Raw genomic sequence first — 17815 nt, forward strand, 5'->3', positions numbered from 1 at the left:
ACCATAAAACAGAACGTACATTCTCTTTTTCGACCTTAAAATGTATATAAAAGATATCAATCAATAAAATTCAGAAAATTAGGTGCATACCTCTTGCTTAAAATGATATAAAAGTGATATCATTTTTATATCAGGAGGCGATCATATGAAAGAAAAACAAGTATTTTATGTAAATGGTTTTCTCGGTATTATTGGAATTTTGATTTTAGCTGCTATCGGTGTATTTTTCCTTGCAAAAGAAATTTTCATAGGAGCGGCACTAACTATTATATTAGCCGCAGTTCTCGCTACAGGTATCGGTATTGTTCAACCGAATCAAGCGAAGGTTATTACGTTCTTCGGTAATTATTTAGGAACAATTCGTCAAAACGGTTTATTTTTAACGATTCCGTTCGCATTCCGTCAAACTGTATCTTTACGTGTTGAAAACTTTAACAGTAAAAAATTAAAAGTAAATGACGTTGATGGAAATCCAATTGAAATTGCAGCTGTTATCGTATATAAAGTTGTTGATTCTGCAAAAGCAATGTTTGGTGTTGAACATTATGATCGATTTGTAGAAATTCAAAGCGAAACGGCAATCCGCCATGTTGCTACAAAATATCCTTATGACAATTTCCAAGATGAAACCTGCGTTACGTTACGCGGAAATACTGAAGAAATCTCTGAGGAATTAAAACGTGAGTTAGAGGCGCGTCTTGAAATTGCTGGTGTAGAAGTATTAGAAACTCGTTTAACGCACTTAGCTTACGCAACAGAAATTGCCCATGCAATGCTACAACGCCAGCAAGCAAAAGCAGTATTAGCTGCTAGAAAAGAAATTGTTGAAGGTGCTGTGAAGATGGCGAAAGATTCCATCCATATGTTAGATGAAGAAGGCGTACTAGAACTCGATGACGAGCGTAAAGCAAATATGGTAAACAACTTATTAGTTGCCATCGTTTCAGATAAAGGTGCGCAACCAGTTATTAATACAGGAAGCCTATACTAAGGGCTATAAGTAATTATGGCTAAAAAGAAAAGCTTTCCATTACGTATTGATCCTGAATTACACGCAGTCATCGAAAAATGGGCAAATGATGAATTTCGTAGCGTCAATGCACACATCGAGTATTTACTTCGAGAAATGGCAAAGCAAAAAGGGAAATTAAAAAAAGATAAAGATGCATAAAAAATCCCGCTGATTCCTCAGCGGGATTTTTACATATTAACTTTTCGTCATCTCATGCCCAATTGCACGATATCCTATATCACTTCGATAAAATAGACCATCACTCTCAATTTTACCGATTTCTTTATATACTTTATCTTTTGCTTCTTGTAAACTATTTGCCTTACAAGCAACAAATAATACACGGCCACCGTTCGTTACAAAGTCCCCATGTTTCATTGCTGTACCTGCATGGAAAACAATCACATCTTGCAGTGCATCTAGTCCGCTAATAATATCACCTTTTTTATATGCTTCTGGATATCCTTTAGAAGCAAGTACAACACCGATTACCGCTTCTTCTGACCATTGTAACGTTAGTTCACTTTCATCTAATACAGCGTTACATACATCAACTAAATCGTTTTCTAATCGAGGTAATACAACTTCTGTTTCAGGATCGCCGAAGCGTGCATTAAATTCAATTACCTTCGGACCATCATTTGTTAAAATAAGACCTGCGTATAAAATACCTGTAAACGAACGGTTTTCTTCAATCATCGCCTTAGCAGTTGGATGCAATACGGTTTGAATCGCTTCTTGAACTGCTGATTCTGGAATTTGTGGTACTGGAGAATATGCACCCATTCCGCCCGTATTTGGACCTTTATCACCATCAAAAGCTCTTTTATGATCTTGGGCGATTACCATTGGATGTACAGTTGTTCCATTCACGAATGCCATTAATGAAAATTCTTGTCCATCTAAAAACTCTTCAATAACGATCTTCTTACTTGCCGCGCCGAATTTCACATCTTGTAGCATTTCTTTCACAGCTTGTAATGCCTCTTCAAGCGTCATTGCTACCGTTACCCCTTTACCCGCAGCTAGGCCGTCAGCTTTAATAACGATTGGTGCACCAACTTTTTGAATGTACTGTACTGCTTCTTCATAATCTGTAAAAGTTTCGTACGCCGCAGTTGGAATATCATACTTTTTCATAAGCTCTTTTGTAAAAGCTTTACTACCTTCAATAACAGCAGCCGCTTTATTCGGGCCAAATACGCGAAGTCCCTCTTCTTTAAAACGATCAACAATTCCATTCATAAGCGGAATTTCTGGTCCAACGAAAGTTAACTCAACATTATTCTCTTTTGCAAATAAAACTAATGCATCAAAATCATTTTCATCAATATCAACTGGTGTTGCAACATCTCTCATACCTTCATTACCTGGTGCTACATATACCTTTTCTACTTTTTCAGATTGTGCAAACTTCCAAGCTAAAGCATGCTCACGCCCACCGCGGCCAATTACTAAAACATTCATATTTCATCCCCCAATAATTAAATAAGTACAAACTAGAAGCTATGCTCCTAGTTTGCTTTTTCATATCAATAAAAGGTTATCTCGACCGGACTTTTTAAACATCCATATCAATAAAGGTTTAAAAAGGAGGATTAAGAAAACCGAGCAGGTCTAGGCGCATTTGCCAGGAGGACACGGAGTGTAGCTTTCCTACATGAGTACCGCACTGGCGATGCAACGACGACATGCGAAGGTTATCTTAACCGGACTTTTTAAACATCCATATCAATAAAGGTTTAAAAAAGAGGATTAAGAGAAACGAGCAGGTCTAGGCGCATTTGCCAGGAGGACACGGAGTGTAGCTTTCCTACATGAGTACCGCACTGGCGATGCAACGACGACATGCGAAGGTTATCTTAACCGGACTTTTTAAACATCCTCTATTAGTGTTTGAAATGACGTACGCCAGTGAACACCATAGCAATCCCATAAGTATCTGCCACTTTAATAGAATCTTCATCACGGATTGATCCGCCCGGTTGAATGATTGCTGTAATTCCTGCTTTTGCTGCTTCTTCTAATGTATCTGGCATTGGGAAGAAAGCATCAGATGCAAGCGCGCTACCTTGTGCTTTTTCACCAGCTTGTGTAATTGCGATTTTTGCAGAACCTACACGGTTCATCTGTCCCGCACCAACACCAATTGTCATATCATCTTTCGCTAAAACAATTGCGTTTGATTTCACATGTTTTACAACTTTCCAAGCTAGTTTTAAATCTTTCCATTCTTGCTCTGAAGGTTCACGTTTCGTTGGAATTGAAATTGTACTTTCATCTAATGATAACGTATCTTCCTCTTGAACAAGAAGTCCACCTTGTATAGAAGTTAGTTTTTTGCTTGCACTTGTCGCTTTTTCAATATTTATAGTTAATAAACGTAAGTTCTTCTTACTTTGCAACACCTCTAAAGCTTCTTGTGAGAACGAAGGTGCGATAACAATTTCTAAGAAAATTTCATGTAACTTTTCTGCTGTAGCTTTATCAATTTCACGATTTGCTGCGATAATACCGCCGAAGATTGATACTGGATCTGCTTCATAAGCACGAGTATATGCTTCGTGAATATTAGTTCCTACTCCAACACCACATGGATTCATATGTTTTACTGCTACTACTGCTGGTTCTGTAAATTCTTTTACGATGCTAAGCGCTGCGTCTGCATCATTAATATTGTTATACGATAATTCCTTACCGTGTAATTGTTCTGCGTATGCAACAGAAGAAGTTGCTGCGAATGGCGCTTTATAGAAAGTTGCTTTTTGATGTGGGTTCTCGCCATAACGTAAGTCTTGCTTTTTCTCAAATGTCACAGTTAATGTTTCTGGACTTTCTTCACCCATTTGCTCTGTTAAGTAGTTAGAGATTAACGCATCATATGCCGCTGTATGACGGAATACTTTCGCTGCTAATTTACGTTTCGTTTCTTCTTTTACTTCACCGTCTTCTTTCAGTTCTGCTAATACAACATCGTAATCTACTGGATCTACAATTACCGATACAAATTTATGATTTTTCGCAGCAGAGCGAATCATTGTCGGGCCACCGATATCAATATTTTCAATTGCATCAGCAAATGTTACATCAGGCTTAGCGATTGTTTCTTTAAATGGGTATAAGTTAACAACAACAAAGTCAATTGGCTCTATACCTAACTCATTCATTTGTGTTACATGTGTTTCATTATCACGAACTGCTAATAGACCACCATGAATATTTGGATGTAATGTTTTCACACGGCCATCCATAATTTCAGGGAAACCAGTTACTTCAGAAATGCCGATTACTTGTAAGCCATTTTCTTCTAGTAACTTTTTCGTACCACCTGTTGAAATAACTTCAATCCCTTGTTCTAGTAACCCTTTAACAAATTCTACTACTCCTGTCTTATCTGAAACACTTACTAATGCACGCTTTTTCATTTATCCTTCACCCCTGGTTGTATGTTAGTTAACAGTTGATTCTTTCACAGACTGAACAATTTGATTCACTGTATTTACGTATAATTTATGTTCAACTTGTTGAATTTTCTTTTGTAAGCTTTCTCTCGTATCCCCTTCAGAAACAACCACTGCTTCTTGTGCAATAATTGGCCCTGTATCCATACCTGCATCTACATAATGAATTGTTACTCCAGTTACTTTCACACCTGCTTCTAACGCTTGACCGACAGCATCTTTACCCGGAAAGCTCGGTAGTAATGATGGATGAATATTAATAATCTTCCCGCCATATGCTTCTAGTAACGTCGGCCCGATTAAACGCATATATCCAGCTAAAATAACATAATCAATTTCATATTCTTCTAGCTTCTTTAATATCTCTTTTTCAAACGCTTCTTTTGACTCATATGCTTTCGCTGAAAAAGCAAAACACGGAATATGATGATAATTTGCCCGTCCAACAGCTCGTGCTTCTGGTTTATCACATACTAATAAACTAATTTCTGCACCCAATCTTTTTTCTTCTACCGCATTAACGAGAGATTGAAAGTTAGATCCACTTCCAGAAGCAAAAACTGCTAATCTACTCATAGTGCTGTGCCCCCATTAAAAGTAACGCCAGCTCCTTGTATAGTACGTCCAATAATACGAGCCATTTCTCCTTGCTCTTCAAGAAGACGAACAACATCTTTTGCATCTTCTTCCTTCACTGCTACTACCATACCAATACCCATGTTAAAAATATTGAACATTTCTTTCTCTTCCAGTTTTCCAACTTCTTGAAGCAAACTAAAGATCGGCTGAATTTCCCAAGATCCTAGTTCAATCTCAGCACCGATTCCTTCTGGCAACATGCGTGGAATATTTTCAATAAATCCACCACCTGTAATATGCGCCATACCGTATACTTCATGTTTCTTCAATAGTTCTAAAATAGGTTTGACATAAATTTTCGTTGGTTTTAATAATTCTTCACCAAGAGGTAGTTCTAAGCGGCCATAAATACGCTCTAAAGATAGTTCCCCATCTTCTAATAACACTTTTCGTACTAAAGAGTAACCATTGCTATGAATACCGCTAGATGCTAAGCCAATTAGCACGTGACCAGCTTCAATCTTTTCACCTGTTACAATTTTCTTTTTATCAACAATCCCAACTGTAAAACCAGCTAAATCATATTCTTCCGTAGAATACATTCCTGGCATTTCAGCTGTTTCTCCACCGATTAATGCACAACCAGCTTGGCGACAGCCCTCTGATATACCTTTGACGATGTTTTCAATTTTACTAGGTTCAGCTTTACCACAAGCAATATAATCAAGGAAGAAAAGCGGCTCTGCTCCTTGGACAACAATATCATTTACACACATTGCTACTGCATCAATACCAATTGTGTCATGTTTATCTGCCATAAAAGCGAGCATCAATTTCGTTCCCACGCCATCTGTTCCAGATACTAATACAGGTTCTTCTAATGCAAATTTTGATAGATCAAACATACCTCCAAAACCGCCTAAACCGCCTAGTACTTCTTTTCTCATAGTTGTTTGTACGTGTTTTTTCATGCGAGATACCGCTTCATATCCAGCTTCAATATCTACTCCTGCTTGCTTATATGCATTCGCCATCGTTATTTACACCTCGTCTTTTAATTTCTCCCCATCCAGGGCGGGCTATTTTAAGAAAGGAGCTAGCTTCTACATCAAAAGAAGTAGAAGCTTGTTTCACTTTTCTTATTTCATACTTTCTAAAAGCTCTTGCTCATAATCATAAAGAGCTGTTGGATAGTCCCCATTAAAGTAAGCCATGCATAGGCCACCATATTTCCCTTCATATGGACGTCCAATTGCATCTACTAATCCATCTTCGCTTAAAAATGTTAAAGAATCTGCTCCGATCATTTCACGGATTTCTTCTACTGTATGATTTGCTGCAATTAATTCTTTTCTCGTTTGAATATCAATGCCATAGAAACATGGATATTTCAGAGGTGGTGAAGCAATTCTTACGTGAACTTCTGTCGCTCCAGCCTCACGAAGCATACGAACAATTCGTTTACTTGTCGTTCCTCTTACGATAGAGTCATCAATCATAACAACTCGTTTCCCTTCAACTACACCTCTTACTGCGGAAAGCTTCATCTTAACCCCTTGCTCGCGCAGTTCTTGAGAAGGTTGAATAAACGTACGTCCAACGTAACGATTTTTAATTAATCCTAACTCATATGGAATACCTGTCGCCTCCGCATAGCCAATCGCAGCTGAAATACTAGAGTCTGGTACACCAGTAACAACATCTGCTTCAATAGGAGCTTCTGCCGCTAAACGTTTGCCCATATTCTTACGTGCTGCATGAACATTAACGCCTGCAATATTAGAATCTGGTCGTGCAAAGTAAATATATTCCATACTACAAATTGCATGTTCTACATCGTTTGTGAAACGATCTACGTGAATTCCTTCATCATTAATGATAAGTAATTCACCCGGTTCTACATCACGAATGTATGTTGCACCTACTACATCAAAAGCACATGTTTCTGACGCTACAACGTAAGCATCCCCCATCTTTCCAATTGAAAGCGGACGGAACCCATTCGGATCTAATGCAACGATCATTTCATTTCCAGTTAGTAAAAGATACGCAAACGCACCTTTCACTTTATTTAAAGCCTCTTTTACACTTTCAATTAAAGAATCTTTCGTGCTACGTTTAATAAGATGTAAAAGTACTTCTGTATCTGAACTAGTTTGAAAAATACTGCCCTCTGCTTCTAATTCACGACGAAGCATTTTTGCGTTAATTAAATTTCCGTTATGAGCTAACGCCATACTATGATCGGAAAAACGGAACAACAATGGTTGAACGTTAGCAACTTCACTTCCACCAGCTGTTGCATATCGTACATGTCCGATTGCTGATTTTCCATTTAATCCTTCTAGCTCACCTCTTGAAAACACTTCTGATATTAAACCTAACCCCTTGTGACCGACGATTTTTTCCCCATTATTTACGACAATGCCTGCGCCTTCTTGCCCACGGTGCTGTAAACTGTGCAATCCGTAGTATGAAACTTGTGCTGCATTTTCATGCCCCCAAATTCCGAAAACGCCACATTCTTCGTTTAACCCCTTTATTTCAGCAAGCATGGGATTGCCCCTTTCCAAGCCTTTCTCATTTCATCTACATTTGCTGTAAGTAATACTTCATTTTCTTCATTATGAATTGTTACTTCATTTGTACTTGTTACTTCTCCAACTTGGATTGCTTCTACTGCTTTCTCAAACGCCTCTTTATTTTCACGTTTTACAGTTATCACGAAGCGAGACTGTGATTCAGCGAATAATGCTGCTGTTGCTTCTCCATCTAATTTCACAGTAGCACCTAAGCCTTTAGCACCAATTGCACTTTCTGAAATCGCAACTGCTAAACCACCTTCAGCAACATCATGTGCAGATTGAACAAGACCAGCTTGAATTGCTTCTAATACTTGTTTTTGGCGTTTTAATTCTACATCTAAATCGATACTTGGTGATTGACCGAAAATTTTGCCGTGAATCATTTTCTGTAATTCACTTCCGCCAAACTCAGCTTTCGTCTCACCAATTACATACACTAAATCACCAGCTTGCTTAAACTCTTGTGTTGTTACATGTTTTAAGTCATGCACAAGTCCGACCATCCCAACAGTTGGTGTTGGATATACAGCTTCACCACTACGCTCGTTATACATCGATACGTTTCCGCCGATAACTGGTGTTTGTAATGTGCGACAAGCTTCACTCATACCGTCTACTGATTTCTCAATCTGCCAGAAGATTTCTGGTTTTTCTGGGTTACCGAAGTTTAAGCAATCTGTAATTGCAAGTGGCTCTCCTCCAGAACATACGATATTACGCGCTGCCTCTGCTACTGCAATTTTACCGCCCATCTCTGGGTCTAGATAAATGTAGCGAGAGTTACAATCTGTCGTCATTGCTAATCCTTTTTCTGTACCGCGTACACGTACAACTGCAGCATCTGAACCTGGCGTAACAACTGTGCTTGTGCGAACTTGGTAATCGTATTGATCGTATACCCACTCTTTACTTGCAATTGTTGGTTGCTGTAATAAAGCGAATAACGTTTCTTTATAATTTTCTACTTTTGGCGTTTCCATTTTCATTGCTTGGAATTCAGCAAAGTATGCTGCTTCTTTTGATGGCTTATGATAAATTGGTGCTTCTTCTGCTAAAGCATCTGCTGGAACTTCAGCTACCTTTTCACCTTTATGGAATAAACGAAGCATTTTATCTTCCGTTACTTTCCCCATCGTAACCGCTGCAAGACCATACTTCTCAAATAAATCTACTATTTCTTGTTCTCTACCTTTTTTCACGACAATTAACATACGCTCTTGTGATTCAGATAGCATCATTTCATATGGTGTCATTCCTGTTTCACGCTGTGGTACATCATCTAAGTACATTTCAATACCCATTCCTGCTTTACTTGCCATTTCTGCAGAAGATGATGTTAAACCAGCCGCACCCATATCTTGAATTCCAACAAGTGCATCGGATTGAATTAATTCTAAACACGCTTCAATAAGAAGTTTTTCCATAAATGGATCCCCTACTTGAACCGCTGGACGTTTCGCTTCTGAGCTTTCAGATAGTTCTTCCGACGCGAATGTTGCACCGTGAATACCGTCACGACCAGTTGATGCTCCTACGTACATTACTGTGTTACCAGCACCGTGCGCTTGCCCTTTTTTAATGTCTTCGTGGTTAATCAAACCTACGCACATTGCATTTACAAGTGGATTTCCTTCATAACATGGATCAAATTGTACTTCGCCGCCAACAGTCGGAATACCGATGCAGTTACCGTATCCTGCAATTCCTGCTACTACTTCTTCGAATAAATATTTCACACGTGGTGACTGTAATTCACCGAAACGAAGTGAGTTTAATAGAGCTACCGGACGTGCTCCCATAGAGAATACGTCACGAATAATACCACCAACACCTGTTGCAGCTCCTTGATATGGTTCAATAGCTGAAGGATGGTTATGACTTTCCATTTTAAATACAACTGCTTGATTATCACCGATATCTACAATTCCAGCACCTTCCCCAGGCCCTTGTAGAACGCGCTCACCTGTAGTTGGAAACTTACGAAGAACTGGTTTCGAATTTTTATAACTACAATGTTCAGACCACATTACAGAGAACAACCCTGTTTCTGTATAATTTGGCAGACGACCTAAAATCTTTTCAACCATGGCAAACTCTTCGTCTGTTAGCCCCATTTCCGCATATATACGCTCTTCTTTAATTTGTGTTGGATTTGGTTCAAGCATTAACGACATATGTTTCCCTCCACTGTTTTAAGATAGATTGAAAGACTTTTAACCCTTCAGCACCGCCAAGTAATTCATCTACCGCACGCTCTGGGTGTGGCATCATACCAAGTACATTTCCTTTTTCATTTACAATACCAGCAATATCTGAAACGCTACCGTTAGGGTTTTCTACGTAACGGAATGCGATTTGATTGTTCTCTTCTAATTGTTTAAGCGTCGCTTCATCACAATAGTAATTCCCCTCACCATGCGCGATTGGAATATTAATTACTTCATCTTTTCCATATTGTGATGTAAACATCGTTTCATTATTTTCAACACGCAACTGAACAGTGCGACACATAAATTTTAAGTTTTCGTTTCTCATTAACGCTCCTGGTAGTAATCCTGATTCAACAAGAATCTGGAATCCATTACATACACCTAAAATCGGCTTTCCTTGCTCAGCAGCTTTTTGCACTGCTTTCATTGCATTAGCAAAGCGAGAGATAGCACCGCAGCGTAAGTAGTCACCATAAGAAAATCCACCTGGTAGTAGAATTGCATCATATTCATCTAAATTCTCTGTATCGTGCCAAACGTAATCTACTTCTTCGCCAAGCTCATCTTTAATTGCATGGAACATATCGACATCACAGTTCGAACCCGGAAATACTATTACGGCAAATTTCACTGTGCGACAACCTCCTCAACTTCATAACGGAAGTCTTCCATTACAACGTTCGCTAATAGTTTTTCACACATTTCCTTTACCTTGCTATCTAAATCAGATACAGATTTATCAATTGTTAGTTCCATGTACTTTCCGATTCGAACATCTTGTACTTCTGTGAATGAAAGACTATGAAGTGCTCCTTTTACTGCTGTTCCTTGTGGATCTAATACGCTTTCTCTTAATGTTACATATACCTTAACTTTATACATGTGAAATTCCCCCTAAACGTTTTAAAATCTCTTCATAAGCATCTGTTAAATTTCCAAGATCGCGACGGAATACGTCTTTATCAAACTTTTCATTGCTCGTTTCATCCCATAAACGGCAAGTATCCGGTGAAATTTCATCCGCTAAAATGATTTCTCCTTCTTCCGTTACACCAAACTCTAATTTGAAATCTACTAATCTTACACGACAGCTTGCGAAATGATCAATCAACACTTGATTGATTTGTAGAGCCATATCTCGTAATACACTTACTTGCTCTGGCGATGCAACGTTTAATACACGAATATGATCTTCCGTTACAAGCGGATCTCCTAAATCATCATCTTTGAAGTAAAATTCTACGATTGGTTCTGCAAGTACAGTTCCCTCTTCCATTCCTAATCGTTTTGAAAGACTTCCTGCAATTACATTTCTTGTGACAACTTCTAAAGGAATAATACTCACTTTTTTAACAAGTTGTTCTGTTTCAGATAACTTCTCAACAAAATGTGTTTTAATTCCCACTTCTTGTAACTTTCTGAACAATAAAGTTGTAATTTCATTGTTCAAACGACCTTTTCCTGTAATCGTCTCTTTTTTCTCCCCATTGAAAGCAGTCGCACTATCTTTGTACTCTACCCAAACCATATCTGCTGATTCTGTACGATAAATTCTTTTTGCCTTACCTTCATACAGCAATTCTAGCTTTTGCATTTCGCAAGCCCCCTGTAGTTTGAAAAATGTGAATAATATTTTTATAAAGAATGGCACAGAATGACTCTATTCTGTGCCATATGAAATTTTACGCTTCGTTTAATCCAAGGCGTTCAAAGATTGTATCAACGTGTTGCATATGATGCTCATAGTTGAAGCATTCATTAATCTCTTCTTGCGTTAACTTGCTTGTAATACGCTCATCAGCTTCTACAAGCTCTTTAAATTGTACTTGTGTTTCCCAAGCTTCCATCGCTTTAGGCTGTACAATATCATAAGCTTCTTCACGTACCATACCTTTGTCGATTAGTGTAAGCATTACGCGCTGAGAATAAATTAAGCCGTATGTTCTTGTCATATTACGTTTCATATTCTCTGGGTATACAGTTAAGTTTTTAACAATATTACCAAAGCGATTTAACATGTAATTTAATGCGATTGTAGCATCTGGTAAAATTACACGTTCTGCCGAAGAGTGAGAAATGTCACGCTCATGCCATAATGGAACATTTTCGTAAGCTGTCATCATATAACCGCGGATAACACGAGCTAAACCAGTCATATTTTCAGAACCAATTGGATTACGTTTATGTGGCATTGCAGAAGAACCTTTTTGACCTTTTGCGAAAGCTTCTTCAACTTCACGTGTTTCACTCTTTTGTAAACCACGAATCTCAACTGCCATCTTTTCGATAGATGTTGCAATTAGTGCAAGTGTTGACATGTAGTGTGCGTGACGATCACGTTGCAATGTTTGTGTTGAAATTGGTGCTGCTTCTAATCCTAAGTTTTCACAAACATATTTTTCTACGAATGGATCGATATTTGCATATGTACCAACCGCACCAGATAGTTTACCAACACGAACTGTATCAGCAGCTTGTTTGAAACGCTCTACGTTACGTTTCATTTCTTCATACCAAAGACCAAGTTTTAAACCAAATGTTGTTGGTTCTGCATGAACACCATGTGTTCTTCCCATCATGATTGTGTATTTATGCTCTTTCGCTTTGTTAGCTAAAATGCTTACAAAGTTTTCTAAGTCTTTTAATATGATTTCATTCGCTTGTTTTAAAATGTAAGATAACGCTGTATCTACTACGTCTGTAGATGTTAAACCGTAATGAACCCATTTACGTTCCTCACCTAATGCTGGCGTTTCGGATACAGCACGAGTGAATGCAACTACGTCATGACGTGTTTCTTTTTCAATTTCATAAATACGATCAATATCAAATGATGCATGCTCACGAATTTTCTTAACATCTTCTTTTGGAATATCGCCAAGCTCAGCCCATGCTTCACAAGCTAAAATCTCAACTTCTAACCATGCTTTAAATTTGTTCTCTTCCGTCCAAATTGCACCCATTTCTGGGCGTGTATAACGACTAATCATCTTTTTCCCTCCAACAGTTGTTCTTGATGGTCCCAAATATGCAAACTCTTCGCTTTTTCTAGAGCGACTTCAATATTATCATTTAAAATATTAACATGCCCCATTTTTCGCTGTGCTTTTGCTTCTTCTTTTCCATACAAGTGTAAATAGCACCCGGTTAATCTATTCACTTGTCTTAGGACCCCTTCTATATGTTCGCCTAAAATGTTTACCATGACAACTGGTTTTAACAAATTTGTTTCTCCTAGAGGTAAATTACAGATTGCTCGAATATGTTGACCAAATTGACTCGTCTCACATGCATCCTGTGTATAGTGTCCTGAATTGTGAGGTCTTGGCGCTAATTCATTAATATAAATCTCACCATTATCTGTAGCAAACATCTCTACAGCTAGTGTTCCCACAAGTTCTAATTCATCCGCAAGTACCTTTGCATAAGCAATTGCTTTTTGAGAAAGCTCTTCTGTAATGCGAGCTGGAACGATAGATTCATGTAAAATGTTATTTACATGAATATTTTCTGCTACTGGAAACACTTTTGTTTCACCACTTACACTACGAATCACAATAACTGATACTTCTTTTTCAAAAGGCACCCATTTCTCTAAAATACATTCTGCTTTATCCACAAGATTTCTTGCTGTCTCAACATCAGCTTCACTTCTTAAAACAACTTGTCCTTTCCCATCATATCCACCTGTCGTCGTTTTTAAGACGGAAGGGAATGATAACTCAGCAATTGCTTCTGTAAGCTGATCTTGATTTTGAACTAATCTATACGTTGCTACTGGTAACCCAGCCTTCTCAATCGCATTCTTTTCTGTAAAACGATTTTGCGTTGTATTTAACAACTGACTACCTTGTGGTAAGTACGCATGTTTTTCAAGCCATTGTAAACATCTATAATCAATATTCTCAAATTCATATGTGACAACATCACTTATCTCTGCTAAATGCTGAATTGCTTTTAAATCAGCATATGGTGCAACAATTTCAATATCAGCAACTTGTGCACATGGCGAATGCTTTGTAGGATCTAAAACAGCAATTTTATATCCCATCTCCTTAGCTGCCAATGCCATCATTCTTCCTAGCTGGCCGCCTCCAATAATGCCAATTGTTTTTCCAGGTAAAATGATTCTCGTCATACTAGCTCACTACCTTCACGCACATCTTTTTCAATCGCTTCTCGTCTCAATTCTAATGCATCATGTATATCATCATGGAATGATCCAAGTATTTGTGCGGCAAGTAATCCAGCATTCGTTGAACCGGCTTTACCAATTGCAACAGTTGCAACTGGAACACCTCCTGGCATTTGGACGATGGATAATAATGAATCTAAGCCGTTTAATGCTTTTGATTGAACTGGAACTCCAATTACAGGAAGATTTGTCTTCGCTGCAACCATTCCTGGTAAATGTGCTGCTCCACCAGCTCCAGCAATAATAACTTTCAATCCACGTTCACGAGCCGTCTCTGCATATTCAAACATATAATCCGGAGTCCGATGAGCGGATACAACTTTTTTCTCATACGGTATATTTAATTCATCTAAAATGTCACAAGCATATTTCATTGTTTCCCAGTCTGACGTACTTCCCATTATGACTCCAACTAGTGATTTCATATTAGAATCCCCCCGATTCAAATAAAAAAAGCCTGAAATAGAACAGTTTCTCTTTTACTATGAGAGAAAGCGCTCTACTCAGGCATACGTATCCCTTGTGAATAGAAAAATACCGAGTGACTTTCCCTCATAGTCTAACGAATAACGGTCGTTAGGTAGAGACTTGCAGGCCATATCCCCGCGATTATATGAGGTCTTATATTATTGTTTCTATGGCTATATTAACAATATTTCATAAACAATGTCAATAAATAATCGAATGTTTTTTTATTAGTAGTCAATAACGTTCGTGTTTTAGTTATATTCAAAAGAAGAATTGCAACTATATACAAGAAGAAAAGGGAATTAGAATATATATTTCTAGAGAATTATTTTATGTATTTATCGTTTAAATAGCACTTCAGTATGTTTTAAATCAAAATATATACACTCTTGTATTATTATAACGATTTAATTTCTAAAGAGGATAACTGTTAAAGAAAGAACTATGCTATTATCCTATTTATTTTTCTCTATTGCAGTAATTTCTGTAATTATTAAATACTTATTTATAGCATCTCATTATTTAAAATATATACTTATGATAGAAATAATGTGTCCTATTTTAAGTATTACTTTAGCAACATTAGGAAAATCAGGAACACAAACAATCATTACTATTATTTTAAAGAGTCTCTATTTCATTCTTTTTTCGTCTGTAGCTTTATTAAATTTATGGATTATAACATTCGGTAAATAAAAATAAAAATAAAAATAAACACAAAAAAACCTAAGTCAAAATGACTTAGGTTTTTGCTTGGCGACGTCCTACTCTCACAGGGACAAGGTCCCAACTACCATCGGCGCTAGAGAGCTTAACTTCCGTGTTCGGTATGGGAACGGGTGTGACCTCTCTGCCATCATCACCAAACTATGAAGGCATATTCCTTCAAAACTAGATAACATTTGCTACATATTATATGGTTAAGTCCTCGATCTATTAGTATTCGTCAGCTCCACATGTCACCATGCTTCCACCTCGAACCTATCAACCTGATCATCTTTCAGGGATCTTACTAGCTTACGCTATGGGAAATCTCATCTTGAGGGGGGCTTCATGCTTAGATGCTTTCAGCACTTATCCCTTCCGCACATAGCTACCCAGCTATGCCCTTGGCAGAACAACTGGTACACCAGCGGTGCGTCCATCCCGGTCCTCTCGTACTAAGGACAGCTCCTCTCAAATTTCCTACGCCCACGACGGATAGGGACCGAACTGTCTCACGACGTTCTGAACCCAGCTCGCGTACCGCTTTAATGGGCGAACAGCCCAACCCTTGGGACCGACTACAGCCCCAGGATGCGATGAGCCGACATCGAGGTGCCAAACCTCCCCGTCGATGTGGACTCTTGGGGGAGATAAGCCTGTTATCCCCGGGGTAGCTTTTATCCGTTGAGCGATGGCCCTTCCATGCGGAACCACCGGATCACTAAGCCCGACTTTCGTCCCTGCTCGACTTGTAGGTCTCGCAGTCAAGCTCCCTTATGCCTTTGCACTCTACGAATGATTTCCAACCATTCTGAGGGAACCTTTGGGCGCCTCCGTTACACTTTAGGAGGCGACCGCCCCAGTCAAACTGCCCACCTGACACTGTCTCCCGGGTCGATAAGACCCGTAGGTTAGAATTTCAATACAGTCAGGGCGGTATCCCACCAGCGCCTCCACCGAAGCTAGCGCTCCGGTTTCAATGGCTCCCGCCTATCCTGTACAAACTGTACCAAAATTCAATATCAGGCTACAGTAAAGCTCCACGGGGTCTTTCCGTCCTGTCGCGGGTAACCTGCATCTTCACAGGTACTATAATTTCACCGAGTCTCTGGTTGAGACAGTGCCCAAATCGTTACACCTTTCGTGCGGGTCGGAACTTACCCGACAAGGAATTTCGCTACCTTAGGACCGTTATAGTTACGGCCGCCGTTTACTGGGGCTTCAGTTCAGAGCTTCGCTTACGCTAACCCCTCTCCTTAACCTTCCAGCACCGGGCAGGTGTCACCCCCTATACTTCGCCTTACGGCTTCGCAGAGAGCTGTGTTTTTGCTAAACAGTCGCTTGGGCCTATTCACTGCGGCTTTCCGTTAAGAAAGCACCCCTTCTCCCGAAGTTACGGGGTCATTTTGCCGAGTTCCTTAACCAGAGTTCTCTCGCACACCTTAGGATTCTCTCCTCGCCTACCTGTGTCGGTTTGCGGTACAGGCACCTTTTATCTCGCTAGAAGCTTTTCTTGGCAGCGGGGAATCAAAGACTTCGCTCCATAAGGAGCTTCCCCATCACAGCTCAGCCTTCACGATAAGCGGATTTGCCTACTTATCAGCCTAACTGCTTGGACGTGCACAACCAATCGCACGCTTCTTCTATCCTTCTGCGTCCCTCCATTGCTCAAACGATAAAGAGGTGGTACAGGAATATCAACCTGTTGTCCATCGCCTACGCCTGTCGGCCTCGGCTTAGGTCCTGACTAACCCTGAGCGGACGAGCCTTCCTCAGGAAACCTTAGGCATTCGGTGGACGGGATTCTCACCCGTCTTTCGCTACTCATACCGGCATTCTCACTTCTAAGCACTCCACCAGTCCTTCCGGTCTGACTTCACTGTCCTTAGAACGCTCCCCTACCACTGATACCATTGGTATCAATCCGCAGCTTCGGTGGTGTATTTAGCCCCGGTACATTTTCGGCGCAGAGTCACTCGACTAGTGAGCTATTACGCACTCTTTAAATGGTGGCTGCTTCTAAGCCAACATCCTAGTTGTCTAAGCAACTCCACATCCTTTTCCACTTAATACACACTTTGGGACCTTAGCTGGCGGTCTGGGCTGTTTCCCTTTTGACTACGGATCTTATCACTCGCAGTCTGACTCCTAAGGATAAGTCATTGGCATTCGGAGTTTGACTGAATTCGGTAATCCGATGAGGACCCCTAGTCCAATCAGTGCTCTACCTCCAAGACTCTTACACTTAAGGCTAGCCCTAAAGCTATTTCGGGGAGAACCAGCTATCTCCAGGTTCGATTGGAATTTCTCCGCTACCCACACCTCATCCCCGCACTTTTCAACGTGCGTGGGTTCGGGCCTCCATTCAGTGTTACCTGAACTTCACCCTGGACATGGGTAGATCACCTGGTTTCGGGTCTACGACCACGTACTAAACGCCCTATTCAGACTCGCTTTCGCTGCGGCTCCGCCTCTTCAGCTTAACCTCGCACGGGATCGTAACTCGCCGGTTCATTCTACAAAAGGCACGCCATCACCCGTTAACGGGCTCTGACTATTTGTAGGCACACGGTTTCAGGATCTCTTTCACTCCCCTTCCG

General features: G+C 39.7%; 15 protein-coding genes, 2 rRNA genes and 1 riboswitch (1 of these 18 only partly in view). Of the genes, 3 read left to right on the plus strand and 14 right to left on the minus strand.

What is annotated here, in order from left to right; translation table 11 throughout:
- Positions 1–145 precede the first annotated feature (145 nt).
- Positions 146–991: an SPFH domain-containing protein gene (locus MKY38_RS20560; protein ID WP_065224756.1), complete on the plus strand. Its 846-nt coding sequence runs from the start codon at positions 146–148 to the stop codon at positions 989–991.
- A 15-nt stretch (positions 992–1006) separates the two neighbouring features.
- Positions 1007–1171 (plus strand): toxin-antitoxin system HicB family antitoxin, encoded by a 165-nt coding sequence (locus MKY38_RS20565; protein WP_001085171.1) that lies wholly within the window; start codon positions 1007–1009, stop codon positions 1169–1171.
- 36 nt (positions 1172–1207) lie between these two features.
- Here the strand turns inward: MKY38_RS20565 and purD are convergent, their stop codons facing one another.
- From purD to purE, 12 genes are all read right to left on the minus strand, one after another.
- Complete coding sequence (gene purD / locus MKY38_RS20570) at positions 1208–2479, minus strand: phosphoribosylamine--glycine ligase (protein WP_065224755.1); 1272 nt, start codon at positions 2477–2479, stop codon at positions 1208–1210.
- A 422-nt stretch (positions 2480–2901) separates the two neighbouring features.
- Positions 2902–4437, minus strand: a complete 1536-nt coding sequence (gene purH / locus MKY38_RS20575) for a bifunctional phosphoribosylaminoimidazolecarboxamide formyltransferase/IMP cyclohydrolase (RefSeq protein WP_000745436.1) — start codon at positions 4435–4437, stop codon at positions 2902–2904.
- A gap of 24 nt (positions 4438–4461) precedes the next feature.
- Positions 4462–5049, minus strand: coding sequence for a phosphoribosylglycinamide formyltransferase (gene purN, locus MKY38_RS20580; RefSeq protein ID WP_000088596.1), 588 nt, complete (start codon positions 5047–5049; stop codon positions 4462–4464).
- Positions 5046–6086, minus strand: coding sequence for a phosphoribosylformylglycinamidine cyclo-ligase (gene purM / locus MKY38_RS20585; RefSeq protein WP_001262439.1), 1041 nt, complete (start codon positions 6084–6086; stop codon positions 5046–5048). Before purM ends, purN begins: the two co-directional genes overlap by 4 nt.
- 105 nt (positions 6087–6191) lie before the next feature.
- Positions 6192–7607, minus strand: a complete 1416-nt coding sequence (gene purF, locus MKY38_RS20590; protein ID WP_000879025.1) for an amidophosphoribosyltransferase — start codon at positions 7605–7607, stop codon at positions 6192–6194.
- A complete protein-coding gene (purL, locus tag MKY38_RS20595) occupies positions 7592–9811 on the minus strand; it encodes a phosphoribosylformylglycinamidine synthase II (RefSeq protein WP_000055562.1) in 2220 nt (739 codons plus the stop codon). Before purL ends, purF begins: the two co-directional genes overlap by 16 nt.
- Positions 9795–10478 (minus strand): phosphoribosylformylglycinamidine synthase subunit PurQ, encoded by a 684-nt coding sequence (gene purQ / locus MKY38_RS20600; RefSeq protein WP_000666787.1) that lies wholly within the window; start codon positions 10476–10478, stop codon positions 9795–9797. The genes purL and purQ overlap by 17 nt, the downstream gene beginning before the upstream one ends.
- Positions 10475–10729 carry a phosphoribosylformylglycinamidine synthase subunit PurS gene (gene purS / locus MKY38_RS20605; RefSeq protein ID WP_000278823.1) on the minus strand — a complete coding sequence of 85 codons (255 nt, stop codon included), beginning with the start codon at positions 10727–10729 and terminating at the stop codon, positions 10475–10477. The genes purQ and purS overlap by 4 nt, the downstream gene beginning before the upstream one ends.
- A complete protein-coding gene (purC, locus tag MKY38_RS20610; RefSeq protein WP_001170544.1) occupies positions 10722–11441 on the minus strand; it encodes a phosphoribosylaminoimidazolesuccinocarboxamide synthase in 720 nt (239 codons plus the stop codon). The genes purS and purC overlap by 8 nt, the downstream gene beginning before the upstream one ends.
- An 88-nt stretch (positions 11442–11529) precedes the next feature.
- Entirely contained in the window at positions 11530–12837 is a 1308-nt protein-coding gene (purB, locus tag MKY38_RS20615; RefSeq protein WP_000625682.1) for an adenylosuccinate lyase, read from the minus strand.
- On the minus strand, positions 12834–13985 hold the full coding sequence (gene purK / locus MKY38_RS20620; protein ID WP_065224752.1) for a 5-(carboxyamino)imidazole ribonucleotide synthase: 1152 nt from the start codon (positions 13983–13985) through the stop codon (positions 12834–12836). Before purK ends, purB begins: the two co-directional genes overlap by 4 nt.
- Positions 13982–14467, minus strand: a complete 486-nt coding sequence (gene purE / locus MKY38_RS20625; protein ID WP_000839367.1) for a 5-(carboxyamino)imidazole ribonucleotide mutase — start codon at positions 14465–14467, stop codon at positions 13982–13984. The genes purK and purE overlap by 4 nt, the downstream gene beginning before the upstream one ends.
- A gap of 110 nt (positions 14468–14577) precedes the next feature.
- Positions 14578–14679: riboswitch (purine riboswitch) on the minus strand.
- Between the two features lie 275 nt (positions 14680–14954).
- Between purE and MKY38_RS20630 the strand changes: the two genes are divergently transcribed.
- Entirely contained in the window at positions 14955–15206 is a 252-nt protein-coding gene (locus MKY38_RS20630; RefSeq protein ID WP_065224751.1) for a hypothetical protein, read from the plus strand.
- 55 nt (positions 15207–15261) lie between these two features.
- Here the strand turns inward: MKY38_RS20630 and rrf are convergent.
- Both rrf and MKY38_RS20640 read right to left on the minus strand, forming a co-directional pair.
- A 5S ribosomal RNA gene (rrf, locus tag MKY38_RS20635) occupies positions 15262–15377 on the minus strand.
- A 49-nt stretch (positions 15378–15426) separates the two neighbouring features.
- Positions 15427–17815, minus strand: a 23S ribosomal RNA gene (locus MKY38_RS20640); it runs 533 nt beyond the window's last position.

Origin of the sequence: Bacillus sp. FSL R5-0585 (assembly GCF_038004545.1) — a bacterium.
Classification (GTDB): domain Bacteria; phylum Bacillota; class Bacilli; order Bacillales; family Bacillaceae_G; genus Bacillus_A; species Bacillus_A cereus.

Coding starts and splice junctions, on each gene's coding strand:
- purN (WP_000088596.1), bottom strand. CDS start 5,049: ATGAGTAGATTAGCAGTTTTTGCTTCTGGAAGTGGATCTAACTTTCAA.
- purH (WP_000745436.1), bottom strand. CDS start 4,437: ATGAAAAAGCGTGCATTAGTAAGTGTTTCAGATAAGACAGGAGTAGTA.
- purS (WP_000278823.1), bottom strand. CDS start 10,729: ATGTATAAAGTTAAGGTATATGTAACATTAAGAGAAAGCGTATTAGAT.
- MKY38_RS20630 (WP_065224751.1), top strand. CDS start 14,955: ATGCTATTATCCTATTTATTTTTCTCTATTGCAGTAATTTCTGTAATT.
- purB (WP_000625682.1), bottom strand. CDS start 12,837: ATGATTAGTCGTTATACACGCCCAGAAATGGGTGCAATTTGGACGGAA.
- purL (WP_000055562.1), bottom strand. CDS start 9,811: ATGTCGTTAATGCTTGAACCAAATCCAACACAAATTAAAGAAGAGCGT.
- purF (WP_000879025.1), bottom strand. CDS start 7,607: ATGCTTGCTGAAATAAAGGGGTTAAACGAAGAATGTGGCGTTTTCGGA.
- purM (WP_001262439.1), bottom strand. CDS start 6,086: ATGGCGAATGCATATAAGCAAGCAGGAGTAGATATTGAAGCTGGATAT.
- purE (WP_000839367.1), bottom strand. CDS start 14,467: ATGAAATCACTAGTTGGAGTCATAATGGGAAGTACGTCAGACTGGGAA.
- purD (WP_065224755.1), bottom strand. CDS start 2,479: ATGAATGTTTTAGTAATTGGCCGCGGTGGGCGTGAGCATGCTTTAGCT.
- MKY38_RS20560 (WP_065224756.1), top strand. CDS start 146: ATGAAAGAAAAACAAGTATTTTATGTAAATGGTTTTCTCGGTATTATT.
- MKY38_RS20565 (WP_001085171.1), top strand. CDS start 1,007: ATGGCTAAAAAGAAAAGCTTTCCATTACGTATTGATCCTGAATTACAC.
- purK (WP_065224752.1), bottom strand. CDS start 13,985: ATGACGAGAATCATTTTACCTGGAAAAACAATTGGCATTATTGGAGGC.
- purC (WP_001170544.1), bottom strand. CDS start 11,441: ATGCAAAAGCTAGAATTGCTGTATGAAGGTAAGGCAAAAAGAATTTAT.